24 protein-coding genes are annotated in these 24,056 nt (G+C 44.9%); 14 read left to right on the top strand and 10 right to left on the bottom strand.

What is annotated here, in order from left to right; genetic code table 11:
- The coding region (locus LAY57_RS17705; protein WP_249068124.1) for a hypothetical protein at positions 1–208 on the bottom strand (208 nt) is incomplete at its 3' end.
- A 6-nt stretch (positions 209–214) separates the two neighbouring features.
- On the opposite strand from LAY57_RS17705, the gene LAY57_RS17710 reads away from it, so the two are divergent.
- The 3 genes from LAY57_RS17710 to LAY57_RS17720 all read left to right on the top strand — a co-directional run bounded on the left by LAY57_RS17710 (position 215) and on the right by LAY57_RS17720 (position 5,975).
- A complete protein-coding gene (locus LAY57_RS17710) occupies positions 215–1,594 on the top strand; it encodes a cytochrome P450 (RefSeq protein ID WP_249068125.1) in 1,380 nt (459 codons plus the stop codon).
- Between the two features lie 238 nt (positions 1,595–1,832).
- Complete coding sequence (locus LAY57_RS17715) at positions 1,833–3,200, top strand: MATE family efflux transporter (protein WP_249068126.1); 1,368 nt, start codon at positions 1,833–1,835, stop codon at positions 3,198–3,200.
- A gap of 276 nt (positions 3,201–3,476) precedes the next feature.
- The gene (locus tag LAY57_RS17720) at positions 3,477–5,975 is read left to right on the top strand and encodes a TonB-dependent siderophore receptor (protein WP_249068127.1); all 2,499 of its coding nucleotides are present in this window, start codon (positions 3,477–3,479) and stop codon (positions 5,973–5,975) included.
- 208 nt (positions 5,976–6,183) lie between these two features.
- On the opposite strand, the gene LAY57_RS17725 is transcribed toward LAY57_RS17720, so the two are convergent.
- Positions 6,184–7,281 (bottom strand): PepSY-associated TM helix domain-containing protein, encoded by a 1,098-nt coding sequence (locus LAY57_RS17725; RefSeq protein WP_249068128.1) that lies wholly within the window; start codon positions 7,279–7,281, stop codon positions 6,184–6,186.
- A gap of 454 nt (positions 7,282–7,735) precedes the next feature.
- Between LAY57_RS17725 and LAY57_RS17730 the strand changes: the two genes are divergently transcribed.
- The 6 genes from LAY57_RS17730 to LAY57_RS17755 all read left to right on the top strand — a co-directional run bounded on the left by LAY57_RS17730 (position 7,736) and on the right by LAY57_RS17755 (position 13,923).
- Complete coding sequence (locus LAY57_RS17730; protein WP_249068129.1) at positions 7,736–9,754, top strand: energy transducer TonB; 2,019 nt, start codon at positions 7,736–7,738, stop codon at positions 9,752–9,754.
- A 39-nt stretch (positions 9,755–9,793) separates the two neighbouring features.
- Positions 9,794–10,855, top strand: a complete 1,062-nt coding sequence (locus LAY57_RS17735; RefSeq protein WP_249068130.1) for an MORN repeat-containing protein — start codon at positions 9,794–9,796, stop codon at positions 10,853–10,855.
- A gap of 112 nt (positions 10,856–10,967) precedes the next feature.
- Positions 10,968–11,621 carry a MotA/TolQ/ExbB proton channel family protein gene (locus tag LAY57_RS17740; RefSeq protein WP_249068131.1) on the top strand — a complete coding sequence of 218 codons (654 nt, stop codon included), beginning with the start codon at positions 10,968–10,970 and terminating at the stop codon, positions 11,619–11,621.
- Complete coding sequence (locus tag LAY57_RS17745; RefSeq protein ID WP_249068132.1) at positions 11,605–12,006, top strand: ExbD/TolR family protein; 402 nt, start codon at positions 11,605–11,607, stop codon at positions 12,004–12,006. Before LAY57_RS17740 ends, LAY57_RS17745 begins: the two co-directional genes overlap by 17 nt.
- A 352-nt stretch (positions 12,007–12,358) precedes the next feature.
- Positions 12,359–12,601, top strand: coding sequence for a hypothetical protein (locus LAY57_RS17750; RefSeq protein WP_249068133.1), 243 nt, complete (start codon positions 12,359–12,361; stop codon positions 12,599–12,601).
- Between the two features lie 104 nt (positions 12,602–12,705).
- On the top strand, positions 12,706–13,923 hold the full coding sequence (locus LAY57_RS17755; protein WP_249068134.1) for an RNA-guided endonuclease InsQ/TnpB family protein: 1,218 nt from the start codon (positions 12,706–12,708) through the stop codon (positions 13,921–13,923).
- A 72-nt stretch (positions 13,924–13,995) separates the two neighbouring features.
- On the opposite strand, the gene LAY57_RS36780 is transcribed toward LAY57_RS17755, so the two are convergent.
- From LAY57_RS36780 to LAY57_RS17770, 3 genes are all read right to left on the bottom strand, one after another.
- On the bottom strand, positions 13,996–14,820 hold the full coding sequence (locus tag LAY57_RS36780; protein WP_249068135.1) for a hypothetical protein: 825 nt from the start codon (positions 14,818–14,820) through the stop codon (positions 13,996–13,998).
- 594 nt (positions 14,821–15,414) lie between these two features.
- Complete coding sequence (locus LAY57_RS17765; RefSeq protein ID WP_249068136.1) at positions 15,415–15,633, bottom strand: hypothetical protein; 219 nt, start codon at positions 15,631–15,633, stop codon at positions 15,415–15,417.
- 42 nt (positions 15,634–15,675) lie between these two features.
- Positions 15,676–16,119, bottom strand: coding sequence for a CAAD domain-containing protein (locus LAY57_RS17770; RefSeq protein ID WP_249068137.1), 444 nt, complete (start codon positions 16,117–16,119; stop codon positions 15,676–15,678).
- A 289-nt stretch (positions 16,120–16,408) separates the two neighbouring features.
- Between LAY57_RS17770 and folK the strand changes: the two genes are divergently transcribed.
- From folK to LAY57_RS35885, 3 genes are read left to right on the top strand one after another with little or no spacing between them, the layout of a single operon-like run.
- The gene (gene folK / locus LAY57_RS17775; protein WP_249068138.1) at positions 16,409–16,909 is read left to right on the top strand and encodes a 2-amino-4-hydroxy-6-hydroxymethyldihydropteridine diphosphokinase; all 501 of its coding nucleotides are present in this window, start codon (positions 16,409–16,411) and stop codon (positions 16,907–16,909) included.
- A 40-nt stretch (positions 16,910–16,949) separates the two neighbouring features.
- On the top strand, positions 16,950–17,498 hold the full coding sequence (locus tag LAY57_RS17780) for an NUDIX hydrolase (protein ID WP_249068139.1): 549 nt from the start codon (positions 16,950–16,952) through the stop codon (positions 17,496–17,498).
- Positions 17,498–17,626, top strand: coding sequence for a four helix bundle protein (locus LAY57_RS35885; RefSeq protein WP_275994126.1), 129 nt, complete (start codon positions 17,498–17,500; stop codon positions 17,624–17,626). Before LAY57_RS17780 ends, LAY57_RS35885 begins: the two co-directional genes overlap by 1 nt.
- Before the next feature lie 80 nt (positions 17,627–17,706).
- Here LAY57_RS35885 and LAY57_RS17785 read toward each other — a convergent pair whose 3' ends face one another.
- Positions 17,707–17,922 carry a hypothetical protein gene (locus LAY57_RS17785; RefSeq protein ID WP_249068140.1) on the bottom strand — a complete coding sequence of 72 codons (216 nt, stop codon included), beginning with the start codon at positions 17,920–17,922 and terminating at the stop codon, positions 17,707–17,709.
- A gap of 13 nt (positions 17,923–17,935) precedes the next feature.
- Between LAY57_RS17785 and LAY57_RS17790 the strand changes: the two genes are divergently transcribed.
- Positions 17,936–19,369: a cryptochrome/photolyase family protein gene (locus LAY57_RS17790; protein WP_249068141.1), complete on the top strand. Its 1,434-nt coding sequence runs from the start codon at positions 17,936–17,938 to the stop codon at positions 19,367–19,369.
- Between the two features lie 42 nt (positions 19,370–19,411).
- Here the strand turns inward: LAY57_RS17790 and LAY57_RS17795 are convergent, their stop codons facing one another.
- The 4 genes from LAY57_RS17795 to LAY57_RS17810 form a co-directional block, all read right to left on the bottom strand.
- A complete protein-coding gene (locus LAY57_RS17795) occupies positions 19,412–19,603 on the bottom strand; it encodes an HNH endonuclease (RefSeq protein ID WP_249068142.1) in 192 nt (63 codons plus the stop codon).
- A complete protein-coding gene (locus tag LAY57_RS17800; RefSeq protein WP_249068143.1) occupies positions 19,600–19,836 on the bottom strand; it encodes a hypothetical protein in 237 nt (78 codons plus the stop codon). Before LAY57_RS17800 ends, LAY57_RS17795 begins: the two co-directional genes overlap by 4 nt.
- Before the next feature lie 305 nt (positions 19,837–20,141).
- On the bottom strand, positions 20,142–21,005 hold the full coding sequence (locus LAY57_RS17805; RefSeq protein WP_249068144.1) for a DUF6745 domain-containing protein: 864 nt from the start codon (positions 21,003–21,005) through the stop codon (positions 20,142–20,144).
- A 323-nt stretch (positions 21,006–21,328) separates the two neighbouring features.
- Positions 21,329–22,225 carry a UbiA family prenyltransferase gene (locus tag LAY57_RS17810; protein WP_249068145.1) on the bottom strand — a complete coding sequence of 299 codons (897 nt, stop codon included), beginning with the start codon at positions 22,223–22,225 and terminating at the stop codon, positions 21,329–21,331.
- 457 nt (positions 22,226–22,682) lie between these two features.
- Between LAY57_RS17810 and LAY57_RS17815 the strand changes: the two genes are divergently transcribed.
- On the top strand, positions 22,683–24,053 hold the full coding sequence (locus LAY57_RS17815) for a cytochrome P450 (RefSeq protein WP_249068146.1): 1,371 nt from the start codon (positions 22,683–22,685) through the stop codon (positions 24,051–24,053).
- Positions 24,054–24,056: the final 3 nt, after the last annotated feature.

Here is a 24,056-nt window from a genome sequence, read left to right on the forward strand (position 1 = left end):
GAAACGAAAAGCTTTTCTTCTGGGCCTTGTCCCCCTTGTCCTCCTTGTCCCCCTTGTCCCCCTTGTCCCCCTTGTCCTCCTTGTCCCCTACATCACCAACGGGTTTTGACCACACCCTCTTAGTCTTTCCCCGACCTTTTTTGAACCGCTCCCGGACGAAGAAAAGAAAAGAAGCATAAATAACTCCAATTACGACAAATATAGTCAAATAAAAATGAACCTACCTTCAGGCCCCAAAGCTCCTATTTGGTTGCAATACCTTAAAATCGCTACAAATCCCATTGGCTACATGGATTCTGTTGGCAAACGCTACGGTGACATTTTCACCATCACATTTGGGGATACGCCCGTATTATTTGTCAGCAATCCCCAAGGAATCGAGCAGATTTTTTCCAATACCAAAGAGATTACAGCAGCCGGAGAGTTAAACCGAGATATGGCCTTAATTACAGGCGATCGAGGAATACTTCAACTCGACGGATTGCGCCACAAACATCGACGCAGACTAATAATGCCTGCCTTTCACGGTGCGAGATTGCGTTCTTACGGACAGCGAATCTGCGATTTGACCGATAAAATTATCGGTCAACATCCAACTGGCAAAGTTTTTGTAGCTTACCCATCCATAGAAGATATTACTTTACAAATAAGCATTCAAGTTGTGTTGGGTTTACGTGAGGGAGAACGATACGATCGACTCAGGCAATTGCTTCCCGCAATGCTAAAGTTGATGCGGAGCAACTCAATTCAGATCTCCAATATTTTTCCTTTCCTGCAACGAGATTTAGGAAAGTGGAGTCCTTGGGGACGACTTCTTCATTTCCGCCACGAACTTTACCAGCTATTGGAAACGGAAATCAAAGAACGCCGCCAGCAGGCAGAGATATCTAGTGCCGATATTTTATCAGATCTCATGTCAGCTAAAGATGAAACGGGAGAAGCGATCGACAATGAGGAGTTGCGCGATTTAATTATCTCGCCTTTATTGGCTGCTCAAGATGCTTCCGCAATTGCGATCGCTTGGGCGTTATACTGGATTCACAGTTTACCGACAGTGCGCGATCGACTATTAGCAGAACTCGATAATATTGGCAAGTCTCCAGATCCCATGAGTATCGTCGGACTACCCTACCTCAGCGCTGTCTGTAACGAAACCTTGCGAATTTACCCAACTCAATTATTCACCTTCCCACGAATCGTAGAATCACCAATTGAATTAATGGGTTACCAATTAGAACCAGGTACGCTGCTAAGAGTTAATATTTGTTCAACTCATCAGCGTGAAGACTTATACCCACAACCGCAGAAATTTAAGCCAGAACGTTTTTTAGAAAGACAATTCTCCGCCTATGAATTTCTGCCCTTTGGCGGTGGTGCGCGTAGCTGTCTTGGAGCAGCTTTAGCCTTATTTGAAATGAAACTAATATTGGCAACTATGCTTTCACGCTATCAATTAGAACTAGCCAATCGACAACCAGAACGACCTAAGTTTGAAGGACTCCTCTGTTACCCTGCTAGTGGCGTGAAAATGGCGATAAAAAATCAGCGCCAGCAGCAAGAGCTAGAGCAGCAACCAGTTTCCACCTCAGTTTAACCAAAATTGAAATTATTGGTTTGGTCGCCACTTGGATTCATATAATATTCGGTTGCATCGGTTGCCTAAACAAATCGCTCTCTTATCTGTGTTTATCTGTGTTCATCTGTCTTCATCTGTGGTAAAAATTTAACCCCAAATGACAGCAGAGAATTTCCCGTATCACTCTTACACTACCGATGCAATCGACACGATATGAGGTCAATTACATTAGCCAAAATCTAAAATCCAAAATCAAATGACTTCACAAAAACAAACCAAAATTACAGATAAAATCCTGCAAGGCAATCTGATTCAACTAATGTTGAAATTATCCATTCCCGGTATTATGGGAATGTTACTAATTGGCTTGAACACTTTTGTCGATGCTTTATTTGCAGGAAGACTAATTGGTGAAAGTGCTTTAGCAGCTATATCCCTCGCACTACCGTTGACGACGATTGTAATTGGATGTGCCTTGTTAGTTGGCGTAGGTTCTGCTTCGGTTCTCAGTCGCGCTATTGGTGCGGGAGATATCAAAACTCAGTCTAAGATATTTGGCACTTTTACAGTGATAAGTTTGATTATCTCTTTTTTTATTACCATTTTAGGTTACGTTTTTGGCGATCGATTAATCTCTTTCATGGGAGGAGAAGGTGAAGTTGCCTTATTAGGATCGGAATATTTTAAGACTTATATGTTGGGAGCGGTATTTCTTGTCCTAGCGATAGGTTCTAGCCAGTTAATCAAATCTGAAGGTAAAATCGGTTTAGCCGCTGGATTCTCTGCTATTTACGTTTTGACTAATACCATTTTAAATCCGATATTTGTTGCTGTTTTTGACTGGGGTATTCGAGGAATAGCTTTGGCAACAGTTGTTTCTTCACTCGTTTATGCGATCGTAAATTTTACCTATTTTCTTTCGGGGAAAAGTGCTACTCCGGTTAGCCTAAAAAAGTTAACTTTGGCAACCGATTTAGTATCACCAATTTTATCGGTGGGTGTATCGGTGCTACTCATGGAATTAATGGCTATCGTTCAGCAAATCGTAATTTTTAAGTCGATCGCCTACTATGGAAGCGATACTGATATCGCCTTCGCTGGAGCAACATTGAACCTGTATTCTTTAGCAGTAACTCCTGTCTATGGTTTCGTATTTGCTTTACAGCCAGTAATCGGTATAAATTATGGAGCAGGAAATCATGACAGAATGAAGAAAGCCTACTTAATTTTTGGCATTGGCGGTACTATTCTGTTAAGCATAATCTGGTTGCCACTACAATTATTCCCGGCAAGTTTTCTTGGCTTGTTGCTACCGAAAGTGGCTTTCAACGCCAACGATTTACTAAACTTTCGGATCGTCACAATATTACTACCCGTGTTGTCATTCGTATTCTCTAGCATTACCTTGTTTCAGTCCATAGGCAACGGTAAAATTGCGGGAATCATAGTTGTGGCAAGACAAGTATTTTTCTTTATCCCAGTAGTGTTAATATTGCCACTATTCATAGGAATAAATGGTATTTATTATAGCTTAACTGCTGTGGATATTTTAGTTTCCATAATTGTCGCTTTCTTTACTTGGATGGAATTTAATCAACTTAGGCTTCAACTGAAAGCAAGGTAAGGTGGTGTATCCAAACTGCGAAATGTCGGCTATATAGCCGAATGACACTAAGTTAAGCAAAATTTGCTGGCCAGATCCCCGACTTCTTGAAGAAGTCGGGGATCTAGATCCAGCTTATCTTAAGTCCATATCCGCAAGCAGCTTATTAATGCAAAATTTGCACGAGTCTATATTGCCACAGCCCGATTTAATGATATTATTTGGCAATAACTCCTCAACTCTAAGGACGCGATCGCGTTCTCCTTCCCTACCCTTGTTAATTTAAAGGAACCTGAATTGAAACTACAACAGTTATTCCCCAGCGTGTTGCTCGCAAGTGCAGTTTCCGTGCAGATTGCCGCTCCTGCTGTAGCTCAAGTCGTACAAGTCACGAATGTCCGAGTCGAATCCACCCCTAGCGGACTACAGTTAATTTTACAGACCGATACGGGCGCTGCACCCCAAGTCTCTACAAGCAGCGATGGCAAAACTTTTTTCGCTGACATCCAGAATGCTCAACTGCGTTTGGATAATGGTGAAGAGTTCAGTCAAAATAACCCCGTGGAAGGAATTGCTAGCGTTACCGTGACTCAACGGGAGGGCGATATTATCCGGGTAACGGTGACTGGTACGAGAGCAGTCCCCACAGGCAATGTCACGAGTACCCCTCAAGGATTAGCGCTCAGCTTAACGGCACCCGCAGTTACCGCAGAGACTCCACCAGAGCGAAAGCCTGAAGATAGGGAGGCGATCGAAATTTTGGTAATTCGCGAACAGCAAAGAACTTACGTGACACCAAATGCAACCACTGGGACACGAATAGATACGCCGTTGCGCGATGTTCCCCAGTCAGTTCAGGTAGTCCCTCCCCAGGTAATCAGAGATCAACAGGTGGTTCGAGTTGATGAGGCGGTACGGAACGTCAGTGGCGTAACCTTCGGCGGTAATTCGGAAGGTAGAGGTGTTGAGTTTAGCTTGCGCGGTTTCGATGAAGTTCCTATACTGCGAGATGGCTTTAGAGTATATGGTTTGGGTGAGAACTTCTTAGGGATTCCAGAAGGCTTTACAGAAACGGCAAATCTAGAGCGCGTCGAAGTTCTCAAAGGCCCCGCTTCAATTTTATACGGGGAGGTGCAACCGGGGGGCGTGATTAACCTGGTGAGTAAGCAACCTTTGCCGACACCTTTGTATGAAGGCCAATTTCAGGTGGGAAATCGTGGATTTATCCGCCCCAGTCTGGATATTTCTGGGCCATTAAATGCCGATCGCAGCTTGCTTTATCGACTAAATACGGTGTACCAAAGAGGTGAGAGCTTTCGGGACTTCAATACGGACATTGAGAAGTTTTTTATTGCACCAGTGGTAAGTTGGAAGGTGAGCGATCGCACTGATGTAAGCCTACGATTAGAATATGCTCACAGCGAACAGCCTGCGGATAACGGTTTGATCGCCTTTGGCAATCGAGTGATCGATATCCCTTACGATCGCATTACGAATGAACCCAATGATTTTGTCAGACAGGAATATCTAAACATTGGGTATAACGTAGAGCATCGCTTTAGTGATAATTGGAAATTGCGTAATGCCTTTCGCTACATCCGAACCGATCTGGAAACAGAGCTGGCGCTGATTTTCTCAGCTGATAGTTTTAACGAGCAAACTGGCATTATTACTCGTAACTTAGCTAGACAAGAAATACCGACTGAAAACTATTCGCTGCAAACCAATGTAGTCGGTGAGTTTGCTACGGGTTCGATCGGACATACACTCTTGTTTGGAGTAGACCTGAATCGCAGCGAACTCGGCGTGAAATCAGCGGTTGATTTCACCGGACAAGACCTCGATATATTCAATCCCGTTTACGAAGCATTCACCAGAATCGATCTTAAAAATGAAACGCCCTTTCAAGATCGCATCACCGAAACAAATAGGCTGGGCATTTACGTGCAAGATCAAGTTGCACTGCTGGACAATTTAAAAGTTTTGGTGGGTTTGCGCTACGACGTTGTAGACCAAAACCTCACAGATTTTCCCAATGCGTTCAGCGAGGAGGGTTCCGAAACAAGTCAAAATAACGATGCTTTTAGTCCTCGCGTGGGAATAGTTTATCAACCGATTAAAGAAGTTTCTCTCTACGCCAGCTATTCGCGAGCGTTTACTCCCAACAGCGCAACTACAACAAATGGCGATTTCATCGAACCAGAAAGCAGTCAGGGATATGAAGTGGGTGTCAAAGCTGAATTAGTTAGAGGCAGGCTTTCCACTACTTTAAGCTATTTCGACATTACCAAACAAAATGTGGCCACGGCAGACCCCAACGATCCTTTCTCTTCTGTAGCAACTGGCGAGCAAAAAAGCCGAGGCGTTGAACTGGATGTAGTAGGAGAAATTCTACCAGGTTGGAATATTATTGCCTCCTACGCCTACATAGATGCTGAAGTCAGTCAAGACAACACCATACCAGTTGGCAATCAATTAGCAGGTATTCCCAGAAACAGCGCTAGTTTGTGGACAACCTATACAATCCAAAAAGGTGACTTGCAAGGGTTGGGTTTTGGATTTGGATTCAATTACGCTCAGTCAAGAGTGGGAGATCTAGAAAATACTTTCGATTTGCCCAGCCACTTCGTCACTAATGCTGGTATCTTTTACCGCCGAGACAATTGGCAAGTCGCGTTCAACGTTAAAAACCTGTTTAATGTCGATTATATCGATGGGATACCGAATACCAGAGTAGCAGGAATCTCACCGGGCGAACCTTTGACGGTAATTGGCTCAGTTTCAATCCGATTTTGATTTTTTGATGAGGCTGCTTCTTGATTTCCGTCTTCGCCAATTCAGTATTCGCGATCGGGATGAGAAACCGGGTTTCTTTGGTTGTCAAGGTCTATATTTCGTTGCTCTAACCCAAAGAAACCGGGTTTCTGGGATGACGGAATTGGTGTTTTATATCACTTCCGTTTAGGTAGTCACAGTATCGTAGAAAATGTGCAAAGACCTTTGTTCAAGATCCCCTCTGCCCCTCTGCCCCTCTGCCTCTCTGCGGTCTTAGTGTAAGCAATCGTCTCCGCTTCCAGTTGATTAAGCCTGTGATCAGTAAGAGGGTGGGCATGAAGCCAACAAATACATATAGAATGCGGGTGGGCAGTCCACCAAAAGTACCGAAGTGGAGATTTGCGATCGCCACCAAAAACGCAAAGAACGGATCTGCCTTGATGACTTTGTTGACTTCTACGACCTCACTGCTGTACCGATCCAACTCAACAAAACTAAGATCGAACCGACCTGTTTCTTGATTCGGCAATTTCTTTGTTATAATCAGTTTTTGATTATCGTGTTCGGGAAATTCGATCGAGGTCGTTTTGCCTTCTGGGATGGCGACATCGGCTTTTTGGATCAGTTTGCTTAGAGCAACGGGTGGCTTTTGAGGTATTGGTTTCATGTCCGGCGGATGGTTGAACATTGGCAAAAGGTGGACAATGACCATCACAACCCCCGTAAACGCAGTGATTGACAAAAACAGGCTCGATAGAATCCCGCCTACTTTATGAATGTCATAGCCGATCAGAGGCAGAGGAGCTTGCCAGCGAATTATCAAACCGCTCATCAGCTTTCGCCAGCCTGTCCACAACAGCATTCCACTGAGTGCCATCAACAACAACAGAACTCCTGTAACACCGACGATGATTTCCCCGACTTTGCCTACAAACAAATCATGGTGCAAAGTGTAAAGAAATCCGACTAGGGAATACTCCCAAATTCGGGAACCTAAAAGATCTCCTGTATAGGGATTCACAAAGGTTTGCAATCGATGTTTGTTGGCTATCTTCTGGTTGATAACGTAGCTTTCATCGGGTTTTTTAGGAATTTCGATAAACCCCAGGGGTAGATCGGGACGGGCAGTTTGAACCAAAGCAACCATTGTATCCAGTGACACCTGTTGTGTTTGAGGTGTGACGTGATAAAGCGATCGATTCAAGGCACGATCCAATTCCTGATAAAACACAATACTGCCACCTGTCAGGCTAATGACCGTCAGCAACAGTCCCATCACAATGCCGATCGAACCATGTAGCCTTAATACGAAGTTGCGAAATTTCATGGCTAGAACTCCTCTGTAAAAGACTATAAAACCTAATGACAATATTTAGCAAGTAATTCTGCTATTGATCGCAATTGCTTATATTTTCTGTCTCTTCAGGAAGCTTCTTTAAAGAGGGCTTTTCAGGCTTGGTGGATGAAAAGGACTTGAAAAAATCTCATCCAGTTATTGATAATATTTATTAATCACTAAATATACTTATATTACTATTTAGCTATATAAGTATTCAATAATATTTTTAGCAACCTTAAGGCAGAGAGCTTAGGTCTTGATTCGATCGCACCTTATTCGTCAGTTTCTGCTTGACATTGGCAACAACTCCATTTTATCGTTCTAGTGTTAATGCTAAATAATAGCAATAGTTTTAGTGCTATTATTTAGCATTAACAGAGAATGGCCTAGAGGACGTTAAAACCGTCCCTGTCCATAGTCTTCCGATGTCAGGGAAGTAAGGATGAGCATTTCTAGCGTTTGTATTGAGCAACGAGAAAAGGAACAAGAAGCGCTGAAGACCTTTCTCGCTTGTAGTATTGTGGGTTCGGCGGCATTCCATTTGGTGCTGGCCTTCGGACTCGATCTGGTTTGGCCTAAAGGCTCGTCCTTAGCAAGTGAACCAATTGAATTTATAGTGGTCGATCCTCCGAAAGCGGAAATAAAGCAGCCTGAAGAAAAAATTCCGCCAAAACCACCCAGCCCAGAGCCTTTGGCTAAGCCAACTCCGGTTGCGACTCCAGAGGCAATTAAACCGCCAAAACCGGATCTAGTAACTCCCCCACCGCCAGCGATCCCCCAACAATCGGTGGAAAAACCACCAGAGGTAGTGAAACCTATAGCACCCCCACCGGAGCCTCCAGCACCTCAGCCGGAAGTCGTCCCGATCCCTACCGAGCCAAAAAAGGTAATAACTACTCCTGTGGAAGAACCTCGAACCAGTCCCGCTCCTCTCCCGCCACCAAAGGTGACCAGAGAATTCAAACCACAGATTACCGAGCCTACTCCCACTCAACCTACGCCAGAAGAAACTCCCACACAACCAAAATCGGTAGCAGCCAACACTCTACCACCGCAACAACCCACAGCGATTTCTCAACCCTTGCAAACGCGATCGCAAAGTTCTAGGTCATTCCGAAACAACATCCCCGAATCGACTCCAGCCAAAACAATTGAGTCAGATCCCTCCGAAACTAATCCTGAAACACCAGGAACTGTCACCAACAACCAACCGCCGCCTCCCACTCGATCGACTGCTAACAATCAACCCCTGCAAGCCTCTAATACTGGAAATCGGGCATTTCGAGATAATTTCAGTGCCAATAATTCCCCAGTAGCCTCAAATCTAACCGACGATCCCATACAATCAGCACCCGGAGTATCTGGAGGAGTAGCAGTAAATCGGGAAGCACCGCCAAGACCGACAGTAAATAGTCAACCTATACAAGGTTCGGGAACAGGAAATCGCGGATTTAGAGATAATTTAAGTTCCAATAATTCCCCAGTGGCGTCAAATCCAACCGACGAGGTTACACCATTCAATCCCGAAGTATCCGCAGGAGTAGCAGTAAATCGAGAAGCACCACCAAGACCGACAGTAAATAGTCAACCGTTACAAGGTTCTGTGACTGGAAATCGCGGATTTAGAGAAAATTTCGGCTCTTCTAACAGTTCTGGGATCGACTCAACGCCAACGGACGATCCTCTAGCATCGAATCTGGGAGGATCTTCGGGAGTAGCAGTAAATCGGGAAGCACCGCCAAGACCGGCAGTAAATAGTCAACCTATACAAGGATCGGGGACTGGAAATCGCGGATTTAGAGAAAATTTCGGCTCTTCTAACAGTTCTGGGATCGACTCAACGCCAACGGACGATCCTCTAGCATCGAATCTGGGAGGTTCCGCAGGAGTAACAGTGAATCGAGAAGCACCGCCAAGACCGACAGTAAATAGTCAACCGCTGCAAGGTTCGGGGACTGGAAATCGCGGATTTAGAGAAAATTTCGCCAGTTCTAACAGTTCTGCGATCGGCTCCGGGACTAATTCTGACACATCACCGGCAGGTCTGGGCACCTCAACGGGAGTAGTAGCAAATCGAATCCCAACACCAGGTTCCAGAAGGAGTCGCGGCGGGTCAGGGGGAATTCGCTGTATCAGCGGATGCAATCCCCAATTTCCCGCTAGTCTAGCAGACCTGGATGTGGAAGGTCGGCCAGTTATCCAGTTTGTCGTAGAGACAGATGGTAGGACTTCGGAAGCACAACTCATCCAATCTAGTGGGAATAGCGAACTCGATCGAATAGCAGTGGAAGCTGTTACCAATATGAAGTTTGCGTCACCACAAGGCGGACGAGCTCCCGTAGAATTGGCGATTAACTTTGCCAACAGCGGTTCCGATTTCGAGCGTCAAGCGCGTCAGCGTCGGGAAGCAAACGAACGTCAGCGTCGAGAGCGAGAACGCCAGCAACAGCGAGAAAGGTAACAATTTTAGATTTTGGATTTTGGATTTTGGATTATGTTTATGGAGCGTTTCATCAAGCAAGTTGGGATTTCGGTATTAATTGCTTCTGGCATTAATTTGGTTAACTGGATAACTCATCCAGTGCTAACAGAAGCAGCAGTAATTACCTTAGCCGATGGCGGTCGTTGCGAAGCGGAAATTACGAACGGACAAATAAATGGCAAAGGCGTTTGCAATTACGCAAATGGCGATCGCTATGAAGGTAATTTCGTCAACGGCAATAAAGAAGGCACTGGGGTTTACGCCTTTGCCGATAAAAGTCGGTACACAGGCGAATTCAAGAATAATCAGATTAGTGGTAAAGGTGTTTGGGAATACCCCGATGGCGATCGCTATGAAGGAGAATTTAGTAACGGTCAGCCAAATGGGACAGGTATCTATATCATAGCTGGTGGCGGTCGCTACGAAGGACAATTTAAAGATGGTTCGCCTAATGGCAAAGGAACTTACATCTTAGCGAATGGGGATAAGTGTTCTGGTAACGTTACAAACGGTCAAATCAACGGTACAGGTAATTGCACTTACACCAACGGCAACCGCTACGAAGGAGAATTACGCAATAACCAACCTAACGGTAAAGGCGTTTATACCTTCGCCAGTGGTGGGAGTTATAAAGGCGAGTTCAGTAACGGGCAATTTAACGGTACGGGGGTAAGAGAATACCCGAATGGGAACCGTTATGAAGGTGGATTTGAAAATGGTAAACCCCACGGTCAAGGGACATTTACGATCGCCAAAGAAGGTAGTTATAAAGGAGAGTTTGCCAACGGGCAATTTAGAGGACAAGGGATATTTACTTTCGCCAATGGTAACCGTTACGAAGGTCAGTTCAGCGATGGGAAGTTTAACGGTGCTGGAGTTTATACTTTTGCCAATGGCGATCGCTGTGAAGGGCAATTTGCCGCCGGGAATTTGAACGGCAGAGGTATTTGTAAATATGCCAACGGCGACAGCTACGAAGGGGAATTTAAAAACGGCGACAAACACGGTCAAGGAATTTATGTTTATGCAGATGGAACGAGATTGCAAGGCACTTGGAAAGATGGCAAGTTTCAAAGCTAGTGCAGCCCACAACAGTTTCAGAAATTAGGCAGGCTCTCCAGCCAGTCCCACAAAAGTTTCAGAAATTGCGCGAGTCAAAAAAATCACGAGTTGAAGAGGAAAACAAGTAAGAATGGAAATTGTTAAAATTTTCCGAGAAGGCGGCCTAGTAATGTGGCCTCTGCTGATATTTTCGGTGGTAGCGATCGGGCTAATCATAGAGCGGATTGTTTTTTGGGTGAGAGTCTATCGCCGCGAAAATCGCGTGGTAAAAGATGTGTTGAATATCTACCGACGCGATAACGTAGTGGGTGCGATAGATAAGCTAAAACAAAATGTCGATTTGCCGATCGCGCGGATTTTTTTGGCGGCTTTGTTACTTGAAGAACCGAATCCAGAAGAATTTCGCCTTGCTTTAGAAACAGAATCGCAAGCCGAAATACCCGTCCTGAAGCGGTTTAACAATGTGTTCGAGACAATTATCAGTATTGCACCGCTATTTGGACTGCTAGGCACCGTGACGGGATTAATTAACTCATTTAGCTCGCTCAATCTCGGTGATGTGGGCGGTACTAAAACTGCTGGCGTTTCAGCGGGGATTAGCGAAGCGCTTGTTTCTACAGCTAGTGGTTTGGTAGTAGCTATTTTTACGCTCATGTTTGCCAATACCTTTCGGGGTTTTTACATCCGCCAAATCGCCCGCGTTCAGGAGTATGGCGGACAGTTAGAACTGCTATTTCGTCATCGTTACGAAAGAGGAGAAAAATCTTATGCGTCTACCCGATGAACCCGATATCCCACCTCAGATTAACATCGTACCGATGATCGACGTGGTGTTTGCAATTCTGACTTTCTTTATCATGTCATCCTTGTTTTTAAGTAGGTCAGAAGGACTCTCTGTTAACTTGCCATCAGCTTCCAGTGGAAAATCGCAACCACCAGCTCAAGTTACGGTGACGATCGACGAGCGAGGTCAGTTAGCTTTCAACCGCCAACCAATTCAAATAGACGCGCTTGAAGGTGCAGTACGTCAGCAGATAAAACCAGACCAAAAATTGTTAGTTGTATTAAATGCTGATAAGGCTGTCAATCACGGTCAAGTGGTGGAAGTAATGGATCGATTGCGTCGGGTTGAGGGAGCAACTTTAGCGATCGCTACTCAAAAGCCATAAAGTGGTGGCTTTTGCCCGCCGTCAACTCAAGGATACTGTTGATGAATTCACTGGGCATGGCTACTTCATTGTGATGAGAGAAAATTTACTGTGATTTTCCTGACCCTCTTCTGGAGCGATCGAACAGAGGAAGTCGAAAAAAATACGAATCGATATTAGCTAAAATACCCGATATCGAGCCCGAAGACTAAGCTATTACGCATCTAAGATCGCTCTTTTGGTGAAAAGACAAGGTGCGATCGCAGTTTGTTGTAAGAAAAAGCATCGCATCTTTCGCTCTCATCTCTTATTGGGGTCTTGCGGCATAATGAGGTAAAATGTAGCGATCGCTACATTTTACCCGTGAATAAAAATGGACTTTCATCTAGATAACTTATTAAACCTAGAAAAACAGGTGATGAATTATTTAGCAAAACAAGAAGATGCGGTTACTTTGATGCAGGTATTACAGTCAATATCTCATCCTCCCACAGAGGTATTAAAAGCCATACAATCCTTAAAAATACGTTGTTTGTTAGAAGATACACCAAATTGCGATCGATCTTCTTTACCGAAAAACGAGCTAAAGCCCCCGGCTTTAGACGTGGGGATGTAAGCGATTCGCGGTTTTAACCGCAGTCAAATATTACATTTTGTTACTAAAGCTATTAATTTTACGCTGTTCATGTCAGATTAAGGATAGGCAACAAAGGTCGAAACATGATAGTCTACGAGTTCAAACTCAAAGGAAAAGAACAGCAATATCAAGCCGTTGATGATGCGATCCGCACATCGCAATTCATCAGAAACAAATGTTTGCGTTTCTGGATGGATAATAAAGGCATAAACAAATATGACCTAAGTGCTTATACGGCGGTATTAGCTAAAGAATTTCCCTTTGCGAATGAACTTAATTCGACGGCTAGACAATCTTCTGCCGAACGTTGTTGGTCAGGGATTAATAGATTCTTTGAGAACTGCAAAAAGAAGATTGCTCTTAAAAAAGGATTCCCTAGATTCAAGAAGAATCAACGTTCTGTGGAATATAAAAAGTCAGGATGGAAGCTTTCTGAGGACAGGAAGAGGATAACTTTTACTGATAAAAAAGGGATTGGTAGTGTTAAACTCGTCGGCACTTACGACCTACACTTTTACCAAGTTGAACAAATTCAACGAGTAAGACTGGTTAAAAAAGCCGATGGCTATTATTGTCAATTCTGTATCCAAGTAGAAGTTAAACAGACTTTACAACCTACGGGTAGAGCAATTGGTATAGATGTGGGATTGAACCATTTCTATACTGATAGCCAAGGCGAAAAGGTTGACAACCCACGATTTCTAAGAAAGTCGGAAAAAAGACTAAAGAAAGCACAACGTCAAGTTTCTAAAAAGGTTAAAGGCTCAAATAATAGAAAGAAAGCTATTAACCGTTTAGGTAGAACGCATTTAAAAGTATCACGCCAGCGTAAAGATTTTGCTGTGAAATTAGCAAGATGCGTAGTGATGTCTAATGACATCGTGGCGGTGGAGGACTTAAAGGTGCGAAACATGGTAAAAAATCATCATTTAGCTAAGTCAATTAGCGATGCCGCTTGGTCACAATTTAGGGAATGGCTAGAATATTTTGCACTTAAGTTTGGCAAGATTGTTGTAGCCGTTCCGACTCATTTCACGAGCCAGAATTGTTCTGGTTGTGGAGAAGTTGTGAAAAAATCCCTATCTATTCGCACCCACGTTTGTAAATGTGGGGTCGTTTTAGATCGGGATGAAAATGCCGCAATTAATATTTTAATTAAGGCATTAAGATTGCTTGGTTATGTTTCAAATACGGTAGGGCATACCGAAATTAACGCTTGTGGAGAGACGATCCTCTACTTAAACCTGGCAGCAGCGTTTAAGCAAGATTGCTCATTGAAGCAAGAATCCCCGTCCCTTTAGGGCTGGGGAGTGTCAAGTACCTATGCTTACAGCGTCGCACGTTTGGCGACGCTATAAGCACATAGCTTTCGATTATTTGACTTCAGCTGCACCAGGACGATCGACACCAGAATCTTCTGCACCAGTCGAATTTACCCCAGGATTAGTTGTATCGCTCGAATTTACGTCGGGAGCGGTTACACCAGCCGGATTTACGCTAGGATTCGTTGCCCCAGTTGGATTTACACCAGAAGATGCCCGCAAAATGCGATTATCTAGCTTGCGAGCGACATAGCCCAACTGTACCGTTGGCACCCGACCCTTGGGATACATAATACCTGTGAACGCGCCCACATTGCTGCGACGAAAAGCGGCTACATCAAGACGTAAAGGTTGTCCTTGCATTGAAACCGATACAGTCATGCCACTAGAAGTATCGGCAACGTTATTAAGCTCCGGCATACTGCCGTATTCCAGAATCTCAATTCCCTGAGATGCTTTTAGCGCTTCTCGATATTGGCTCATCAGTTGTTGCTGATACTCTGGTTCTTGGATTTGCTTGAGAGTAGCATCAAAGTTGGCTCGATCGGGCTGTTCGCTCAGCTCCCCAGTAAAACCGAAGACTATTTGGAAGTTCTGTGGATTGATATAAGCAAAGAATTTATTTGGCTTCATTCCCGCTTGAGTTAGCTGTTCTCTAAGCGCTTCAAATTTGGTGCTAACTTCAGCTGCTACATCTGCGGGAAGTTCCCGAAAGCCAGGTGGCAGATCTTCCAACATCAAGGCAGAATTTGCTGGAGTCTGCTGTTGGGTAGCGCTGGAGGGAACGGGATCGGCAGCAAATACGGGGAGAAGAAAGCCGCCAGTCCATGTTGTACCTGTCAACAGACACAAGGTTATTGCTAATTTTCTGAGCATTTGAGTTTTAGTAAGGACGTTCCTACTAAGGATAGCGTCTTCTTCTTGCCTGTCATCCCGATTTTGGTTTTTGCGCTAGCTCATCCGAAACAAGTATTTGTGGCGTTGAAGGTGCAAGCTCGATCCCGCAAAGTCTTATTCCAGAAAAAAACCTATCCGTAGAATCACCCTAAAATCTAAAATTATTCTACCAGCCAGATCTGGCAAACCATATCAGCAGCAACGACGCCAGACTAAGGGCTATAAATTGCAAAGCAATTGTTTCCATTAGCCACTTAATTGTTAAGATGGTCTTCATAAACTCCTCCTCACCTAAATCATTACCTAGAACATACACTAGCCTCCCCAATATGGCCAATCTGTATACAAAGGCTTGTGATCCATATTGGTAGGAATGTGTGACAATATTTGTCTTCTTGAGTGATTTATATCACGCAATAGTTACTTTGAGATTGTTGAGAAAAATTAGCGTTAGCCTTTCATCGTTTCCTTGATGGCATTTAAATCGAGAGCGAACTTTTGGGCGATCTTTTCGATTACTTGATTTTCTGATGGCGTAATAATTTTATAGCCATAATCAGATATCTTAGGACACTATTGAGCTATTCCCCGCAAGGAAGCGACTGTGTTTGCACGGCATCCGTTGCACTTTGCGATATCTCCTTGAGCTATTCTATAACATTGTACCAGCAAAGATATCGCATAATCGCGGTTTAGGCCAGCCAAGAGCGTATCTACAGGCTCTATACCTACGGCAAGCACTACAAACAAAAACGTCCGAGGCGTCCCGGACGTTCCTGTAAGGTTAAACATCACCAGCTTCTAAAGACGCTGATAGTCCTGCCTTATTACCCGTTAGATCTTCTGGGAGTTACCTCCGAACACTTGGTTTTTCAGCACTTTGACCTCTTCACCTAATTCCTGGCGACTCGACGCCTTAAGTAAATAGCGCCAAACAAACCAACCTGAGTATCCAATACCTACAAGTTCAAAGAAGGGCGATAGCAGGGGTACATCGTCAAGGGCATCCAGCACCGCCAGCGTTACCTTGACAGTAACAAAGCCACCCGCGATCAATCCAAGGGTGATCAGAGGTTTTTGGTATTCGCCAAAAAAATCGCCCAGGTAATCTGGGAGTTTAGACAGATATAAAAGAAACTGATCCCAGTACTCCTGCCACTGAGCCGAAGCCTCGTCTGCGGGGGGGAGTTTCGCCAAAGGTGCGGAATCGGTTTCTTGAACGGTGACCTCTATTTTAGGAGTGTCTGTTTGCGGGAATCGGGTTTCCTTACTTTCCATTTTGTTATCTCGATAAGTGCAACCTTGGTTATGTTAGCTAGGAGGCGACCCTGCTTGCAGCAGAACTTTAAGTAGCTTTGCAAAACAATTTTTGCTATTAGGGGTAGATTTTTGTCCCTAAAGGACAGGTGTGTCCGTTGCTATGGCAATGGCCTTACAATCCTAGTTAACGTTACAATAGCCTGTTGCAGCGTCCTTCTTAAGGATTAGTCCACGATCGCATTGTCGATCGCGTTCTTCCCAAAACGGTAAACTGGCGATCGAAAAAAAGCGAAGGGGAAGTGCGTGTGTGGTTTTACAGTCTGGGCATTCCGCCATAGCTCTCGGCAGCAATCTAGGCGATTCTCGCGCCATTCTGGAGTCTGCCCTCAAAATACTAGCCCAAACGCCCGGAATTAGTCTGCAAGCCCAGTCCGGCTGGTATCAAACTAAAGCTGTCGGGCCACCTCAACCAGATTACTTGAATGGCTGTGCCCTACTGCAAACCCAGATGAGTCCGCCGCAATTGTTAGAGACGCTACTGGGGATTGAAGCCAAGTTTGGTCGCCTCCGCCGAGAACGTTGGGGGCCAAGAACATTAGATCTTGACTTATTGTTATTTGATGATATAATCCTCGACACAGATACTCTCCAGCTACCTCACCCCCGCATGAGGGAACGAGCTTTTGTGCTGGTGCCTTTGGCGGAAATTGCCCCAGCTTGGATCGAGCCAGTTTCGGGAATGCCGATCGCAGAACTCCTTGGCACTGTAGACTGTTCAGGTGTCCGCCGATTAATACCTGCGGATTGAATGTCAATTCAATTCCAAAATCCAAAATCCAAAATCGACTATGGCATCGGGTCAAGAACCACCAGAACTGCTCAAACAACGCCTGCGCTACCAAGGTCGCAAATTTAACTTTGAAGTCAGCCATCTACGCCTTCCCAACCAGGCTGAGGGCGACTGGGAGTGTATTCGTCACCCAGGTGGTGCCCTCGCCGTGCCAGTGACCTCAGAGGGCAAGCTGGTGCTATTGCGGCAGTATCGCTTCGCCGCAGAAGGGCGTCTGTTGGAATTCCCAGCGGGAACTATTGAGCCAAATGAAGATCCAGCACAAACGATCGAGCGCGAAATTGAGGAAGAAACTGGCTATCGCGCCCACAAATGGCAAAAATTAGGACAATTCTTCCTTTGTCCGGGATATTCCGATGAAATTATCTATGCCTTTCTCGCTCAAGATTTGGAACTCTTGGAAACGCCTCCAGAACAAGATATTGACGAAGACATAGAAACAGTTTTGATGACTCCCCAGGAATTGGAAAAAGCGATTTGGGCTGGAGAACCAGTAGACGCCAAATCTATTTCTAGCTTTTTCTTAGCTCGCCCATTTTTATTTTAGTGGTCAGTGGTCAGTGGTCAGTTGTCAGTGGTCAGTTGTCATTAGAAGGAGTAGAAAGAGGGAGTTATCAAGATAATCGACCCTTTGTGAAAATAGCGAGAGGTTCTTTAAACGAAACACAACATTAATTGAGACGAGCTTATTGCCGAAAACTATTAACTGCTGAACAAGTAACTATACTCAAACAAATGATTAATGACTTAGCGCCTCAATTAAAAGCATACATCAAATCAATCCACAACATCCCAAACAAGTAATCACAACTGACAATTGACAACTGACCACTGACAATTGACAACTGACCACTGACCACTGACAATTGACAACTGACCACTGACCACTGAGAATTGACAACTGACCACTGACCACTGACCACTGACAATTGACAATTGACAACTGACCACTGACAACTGACAACTGACAACTGACCAAATTATATGTCTGATTTAATTCTCTTTTGGCATCGTCGCGATTTACGCATTTCGGATAATGTAGGACTTGCTGCCGCACAGCAGCAAAGCCAAAAAGTAGTAGGCGTTTTCTGCCTCGATCGCAACATCCTTCGTCGGGATGATGTTGCACCGGCAAGAGTTACTTATATGATTGGTTGTTTGGAGGAACTTCAGCGAAGTTATGCCCAAGCTGGTAGCCAGTTGTTGATAGTGGATGACGAACCCAGCAAAGCAATACCAACGTTGGCAGCAGATATTAACGCTAAGGCAGTATACTGGAATTGGGATGTAGAACCTTACTCGAAAGAGCGCGATCGCATCGTCAGCGAATCCCTGAACGCAAAAGGCATTCAAGTCCAAAACTTCTGGGATCAGTTATTGCACGCCCCACAAGAAATTTTCACCGGGTCCGATCGGCCCTACACCGTTTACACTCCCTTTTGGAAAAACTGGATTAACAAACCTAAAACTGAACCAGTAAAGATATTTCAAAATCAGATAAATTTAACCGCAACCGAACAAGAAGCAGCGCGAAATGCCGGTGCTATAGAATTGCCTACAGCCAAAGATTTAGGATTTATTTGGGAGAATGAATTGCTGTTGTCACCAGGCGAAAAAGCAGCACAGGAAAGACTAGAAGAATTTTGCGAAAAAGCTATATTTGAATATCAAGAACAGCGCAACTTTCCATCCGTTGACGGCACATCCAGGTTGAGTGCAGCATTAAAATTTGGTGCGATCGGCATTCGTACAGTTTGGGATCGTGCTATGCAGGTAATGGAACAAAGTCCCAGCGAAGAAGTACAAACAAATATCCGAACATGGCAACAAGAATTAGCGTGGCGCGAATTTTATCAACACGCGATGTATTGGTTTCCAGAATTAGCAGAAGGTGCTTTTCGCGAAGTCTTTAAAACTTTTCCTTACGACAATAATCCAGAATATTTTAAAGCTTGGTGTGAAGGCAAAACCGGCTATCCAATTGTCGATGCAGCCATGCGACAGATGAACGAAACTGGCTGGATGCACAACCGCTGTCGTATGATAGTTGCCAGTTTTCTGACCAAAGATTTGCTTATAGATCCCCGTCTGGGAGAAAAATATTTTATGCAGAAGTTATATGATTGGGATCTTTCTGCTAATAACGGTGGTTGGCAATGGAGTGCTTCCAGCGGGATGGACCCCAAACCAGTGCGTATATTTAATCCGGCTTCTCAAGCGCAGAAATTCGATCCAAAAGCAGAATATATTAGAAAATGGGTGCCTGAATTGCGATCGGGCCATCCAGAATCCTTGGTAACCGGAAAAATTCCCCCTTTAGAACGCGCCGCCCTTGGCTATCCTCAACCTATAGTAGATCATAATAAACAGCAACAAGAATTCAAAAATAGATATAGCCAGCAGAAAGCCGATCGGTGAACTAAGAAACCAGGTTGATGTTTATGCAAGTGGGGGGAATTTTTAGGAGTGCGATCGCCAGTCCCTATGATGATCCGATCGCAGAATGCTACTACCCGAGCCATTTAGAGAACGCGGCTGAATGTGATCGATGGTGAAACGAGAGGTGCTGATTTTTTCTGGAGAGTGGCAATATTCGCACAGGTAGCCTGCGCGTTTCCGCACGAGTTGCCTTGTCAATTCATTAATAGTCATTGCTGGGCAACCAAGAGTGAATTGAGGTAGGTAAAGATGCGGTCTAGTTCCCTTATGGCATTGAGTTCTGCCTCTTCTTCTAGGGTCAGCGAACCTGTCTTGTTCTTTTCTAGCAGGTCTTCGAGGTGAAATTGTAACTCGTCGGTAAATTTGAAAAGTCGAAGGTTATCAACTTTCTCAACTTTAATGCCCGTTTCCAGCAAGGACTGTGGGCTAATCACTACTTTGATCATGACTTTGCTACTCCAGCACAAAGCACTAGCTTAACCCTAGTCAATTCTGATCGGCCACCATTTTCTACTATAGCAACCGCCAGGGCGATTAAGCCAACTCCAACTGTTACATGAAGTCCATAATCCCTTACGGAGTAACCTCTTCCCTCTTCCCTCTTCCCTAGCCCCTAGCCCCTAGCCCCTAGTCCCTAGCTATAATATTTTATTAGGAAGGAATTGGGGACTCTTAAGAGAAGAATTGGCATAGCTTCTCTTAAGAGTCCCCAAAAAGAACAGTTTCTACCCGTGGTCAGTATAGATTGCCGCTAAAGATCTAATTCAATATTTCCTAGTTCTTTGCGAATTCGTAGCATACCAATCCCATCAATTAAGACTTGTCTCAATTCAGGATCGGTCTCTGACAAAATCCACTGCGGCTGCCATTGGTAAGGCAGTAACGTACCATATTTTTCAGGTATTCTCACGCCATGATAGGCATATACGCAAAATCCGTCTGTAAACTGAATTGCTGGCTGTGCGTCTGCGTGAAGGAGTCGTTGATTATCAAAACTGAGTTTTGAGGGCCGATCGCACACAAAGCAAGTTTTCCTCCAGGGGAAAATCCAGCCACACTCCCTCACCACCGACTCAAGCGCTTCCCATGAAGCGCTTGAGTAATCCCAGTTCAAGACAGAAATATAAAACTCAAACAAACCACCATGACTTGCCCACATCTCCGGTTGAATGCAGTTATCATTTTGACTGCCCAGTTGCTTCCTCAGCTCGAGCCACAGTGATTTCCCCACTTGGAGTCCGAATTGGTTCGCTAGCAGACCCCACAGTTGCCGCTTCAGATAGTCGATCGCTTCGCTTGAGAGTCGATCTTCCAGTTCGTTCCTCAGTTGGCTTCCCTGTTGAATCCCCAGTTCCTTTTCTATTTTGCCCCTCAAGAGACTTCCCAAGAAACTGGCCAGCAGGTTCTTTGGTTGTCTCAAAGCTGCGTGGGGACTATCAAAAAAAACCATTTCCGGTTCTGGCAAACCGATCGCGGCGTAAACAGCTTTGACTGCTTGCGCTGCACGCTCTCTGTCAATCCGCTCGGTCGAGAGTGCATACGCTCGCCACTTTTCGCGGATTGGAGGAATCTCAGATTTTTGTGAGAGAGTAAGTTGTTCGATCGCTGTTTTCAAAATTCTGCCATCCCACCCTTTTTCTCTGGTATCTCTTTATTTCCAGTGTAAAGTGGTGGATATTGGCGCTGGGGGATTGGGATCGGCCTCAAATGGCACTAAGTAGGTGGGCGTAAATAAACTGAACATCCAGAAACCCGGTTTCTCCAAGAAACCGGGTTTCTTGAGCCCGCAGTTTTACGTTTAATTATGCCCACCTACTTAGCTGCTTATCTATAAGTTAATTTATCAGCAATATTTTTCTATGAGATACTTTCTGGTTACGGTTTGTCGGCAGAGGCAAGATGCGGACAGCCGTGGGATTTAACTGCTGCCGCTCCAAGTTAAATAACAACGATCGCACTAGCCAGTACCGAACAAACCCAATAGGTAAATAGCATATAAGTTTGGCGATCGGCCCCGATTGAGCGATAAAAAACAATCCGCGCCGCAATAGTCAAGCTTATTACTGCTAAGCCAATATCGCACAACTCTACATTCCAGCTATTCGCAATTGGCTCCATCAATATAGTATGAGTTACTAAGGGCAAGATTGCAAAACCTAGACTAAGCACAACTCGACTTGCAGTTTCCCCAAATGCAATTGGGAATGTGTTCCTACCTATAGCGCGATCGCCTTCAATATCGCGAAGATCCTGAACAGCAGCAAGCATTAGCCAGACAGAAGCTACCACTGCAATCCACCGCCAAGCGACAGGAGTAATTGGCGTAACCAGTTGCCAAGCAGCTGCAAGTTGGGCAAATGCGCCGACTCCCATGAAGAGGTTTTTGGTAAACCAGTGCTTAGATCCACTACTCATGTTGTGCAAGATAATGCAGGCTTGCCACAGCAGCGTCCACTCCAAAACTCCAAACCACCATCCAAAGAGCGTAAATAGCACCATACTTACAACGCATCTTACCTTTGCTCCCTGAAGCGAGACCACTTCTTTCACCAGTGGACGATGGGGTTTATTGATCCGATCTTCCTCAACACCGACAATTTGGTTCGACACGCAAAACGGCACAATGTATAGCAAAAAATAAACTATGCCGCGTCCCATTACCAGAAGAAAGTCGAGTACATCAGTTGGATGAGTTTTCCACGCCGCCACCATAAATAGCAGTCCCGGTATTATCGACGCTGAAATATCGCCCCCGATGAATTGCCAACTCAGATGCGCTTCGCGCCGGAAACTGCGGTAAAAACGCTTAATGAAAGTCAACACGGTAGATAGCACCCTTATTTGCACGGACAACTTTCTCTCCAAAAACCATTAATAAACAACGTATGGACTTGCGCCCTGCAATTACTCGGTCAATTTCTCTTCGTCTGTGATCTGTATCACTTAACGTAGATAAGCATATCAGTAAATTTGCTATTTAGTAGATTTACTCACAGATATTTCTATTGAAATTTATTAATTTATGTGAATAAAAGATAAGCTTTTATTATTGAAGAGCTTACTCTCTTCCCGCCAGAAGATTATCTATCATTCCTTTTCTCCTCTGCCCCTCTGCCCCTCTGCCCCTCTGCCCCTCTGCCCCTCTGCGGCCTTTATAGATATTCTTGAGAGCGGGAAAGGAGTAGCAGACAGGTCACCCAAATGCAATATCCCATATTTATCGCTTTGGTATCCCACTTAAGAGATAATATCCCGCATAGCAGTAGCATCTACTCAAAAAAGGAAGAACCTCTTGAAACTCCCTGATGGCCCCCAGTCTCCACTCTGGCTAGAGACACTCCAGTTTGTTTTTCGTCCCGTAGAATTTTTGGAGGCACGTGCATTGCGCTACGGTGACGCTTTCACAATAGGCTCTCAAAGCAATTCTCCAGTTGTGTACTTAAGTCACCCGCAAGCGCTCAAAGAAATCTTCACAGCCGATCCCAATTTGTTTGATTCGGGCTGTGGCAACAAACTATTGTTAGAACCGCTTTTTGGAGAACACTCCCTGTTAATGCTAGACGGCGAACGTCATCAACGCCATCGCCGTCTGCTTATGCCCCCCTTTCATGGGCAACGTATGCGAACCTACGGCCAACTCATTCACGACATCACCACGCAGGCGATCGACCAGTGGCCAATTGGTCAACCCTTCCCAATCCGTTTGTTTATACAAGAGATTGCTCTGCGCTCGATCCTGCAAGCTGTGTTTGGTCTGCATCAGGGAAATCGGTACGCTCTACTTCGGCAACTACTCAGTTCATACCTTGACTCAATAGCCTCTCCAATTACTGCTGCTCAGCTCTATTTTCCAGATCTTCAACGAGACTTAGGATCTTGGAGTCCGTGGGGACAATTTGTGCGCCTGCGTAAGCAAATCGATGAACTGCTATATAGCGAAATAGAAGAGCGACGGCAGTCAATTGGAGAAGAGCGTGCCGACATCCTCAGCTTATTGCTAATAACTAGGGATGAAGCAAGTCAGCCTCTGACTAATGCGGAGTTACGGGATCAATTACTAACACTACTGATTGCGGGTTATGAAACCAGTGCCAGTGCGCTAACATGGGCTTTGTACGGAATTCATTATCTCCCAGAAGTCAAGAGCAAGCTACTCGACGAGATTGATGCTAATAGCCTCGATACCGATCCAAGTGCGATCGCTAAACTACCCTATTTAACGGCTGTCTGCTCTGAAACACTGCGGCTTTACCCAGTTGTTGTGGCTACCTCTAATCGTATTTTGAAAGCTCCTTTGCAAATCATGGGTTATCAATTTGAGCCTGATACTGTGCTGATGCCCTGCATTTATTTAACCCATCAACGAGAGGATTTGTACCCCGATCCGAAGAGTTTTAACCCAGAGCGCTTCTTGGATCGGCAATTTTCACCCTATGAGTATCTGCCCTTTGGAGGCGGTTCCCGTGCCTGTATTGGCATGGCATTCGCTCAGTTTGAAATGAAGCTGGTACTTGCTACGATTCTTTCACGCTTGGAATTAGCTCTTCCGGTTCGCCGTGCTGTCAAGCCTATACGCCGTGGCCCCACTGTAGCCCCTCCAGCCGATCTGCAACTGGTTGTGACGGGCCAGCGCCAGCGACAGAAAGTATTGACATTTGTATAACCA

The organism is Argonema antarcticum A004/B2, assembly GCF_023333585.1.
GTDB classification, from domain to species: Bacteria; Cyanobacteriota; Cyanobacteriia; order Cyanobacteriales; family Aerosakkonemataceae; genus Argonema; species Argonema antarcticum.

Bases quoted from the DNA above. Each gene is read 5' to 3' on its own strand.
- LAY57_RS17800 (WP_249068143.1), bottom strand. From the start codon at position 19,836: ATGATCAAAGTAGTGATTAGCCCACAGTCCTTGCTGGAAACGGGCATT.
- LAY57_RS17725 (WP_249068128.1), bottom strand. From the start codon at position 7,281: ATGAAATTTCGCAACTTCGTATTAAGGCTACATGGTTCGATCGGCATT.
- LAY57_RS17745 (WP_249068132.1), top strand. From the start codon at position 11,605: ATGCGTCTACCCGATGAACCCGATATCCCACCTCAGATTAACATCGTA.
- LAY57_RS17730 (WP_249068129.1), top strand. From the start codon at position 7,736: ATGAGCATTTCTAGCGTTTGTATTGAGCAACGAGAAAAGGAACAAGAA.
- LAY57_RS17750 (WP_249068133.1), top strand. From the start codon at position 12,359: ATGGACTTTCATCTAGATAACTTATTAAACCTAGAAAAACAGGTGATG.
- LAY57_RS36780 (WP_249068135.1), bottom strand. From the start codon at position 14,820: ATGCTCAGAAAATTAGCAATAACCTTGTGTCTGTTGACAGGTACAACA.
- LAY57_RS17715 (WP_249068126.1), top strand. From the start codon at position 1,833: ATGACTTCACAAAAACAAACCAAAATTACAGATAAAATCCTGCAAGGC.
- LAY57_RS17710 (WP_249068125.1), top strand. From the start codon at position 215: ATGAACCTACCTTCAGGCCCCAAAGCTCCTATTTGGTTGCAATACCTT.
- LAY57_RS17780 (WP_249068139.1), top strand. From the start codon at position 16,950: ATGGCATCGGGTCAAGAACCACCAGAACTGCTCAAACAACGCCTGCGC.
- LAY57_RS17795 (WP_249068142.1), bottom strand. From the start codon at position 19,603: ATGACTATTAATGAATTGACAAGGCAACTCGTGCGGAAACGCGCAGGC.
- LAY57_RS17755 (WP_249068134.1), top strand. From the start codon at position 12,706: ATGATAGTCTACGAGTTCAAACTCAAAGGAAAAGAACAGCAATATCAA.
- LAY57_RS17765 (WP_249068136.1), bottom strand. From the start codon at position 15,633: ATGTTTAACCTTACAGGAACGTCCGGGACGCCTCGGACGTTTTTGTTT.
- LAY57_RS17740 (WP_249068131.1), top strand. From the start codon at position 10,968: ATGGAAATTGTTAAAATTTTCCGAGAAGGCGGCCTAGTAATGTGGCCT.
- LAY57_RS17790 (WP_249068141.1), top strand. From the start codon at position 17,936: ATGTCTGATTTAATTCTCTTTTGGCATCGTCGCGATTTACGCATTTCG.
- LAY57_RS17770 (WP_249068137.1), bottom strand. From the start codon at position 16,119: ATGGAAAGTAAGGAAACCCGATTCCCGCAAACAGACACTCCTAAAATA.
- LAY57_RS17735 (WP_249068130.1), top strand. From the start codon at position 9,794: ATGGAGCGTTTCATCAAGCAAGTTGGGATTTCGGTATTAATTGCTTCT.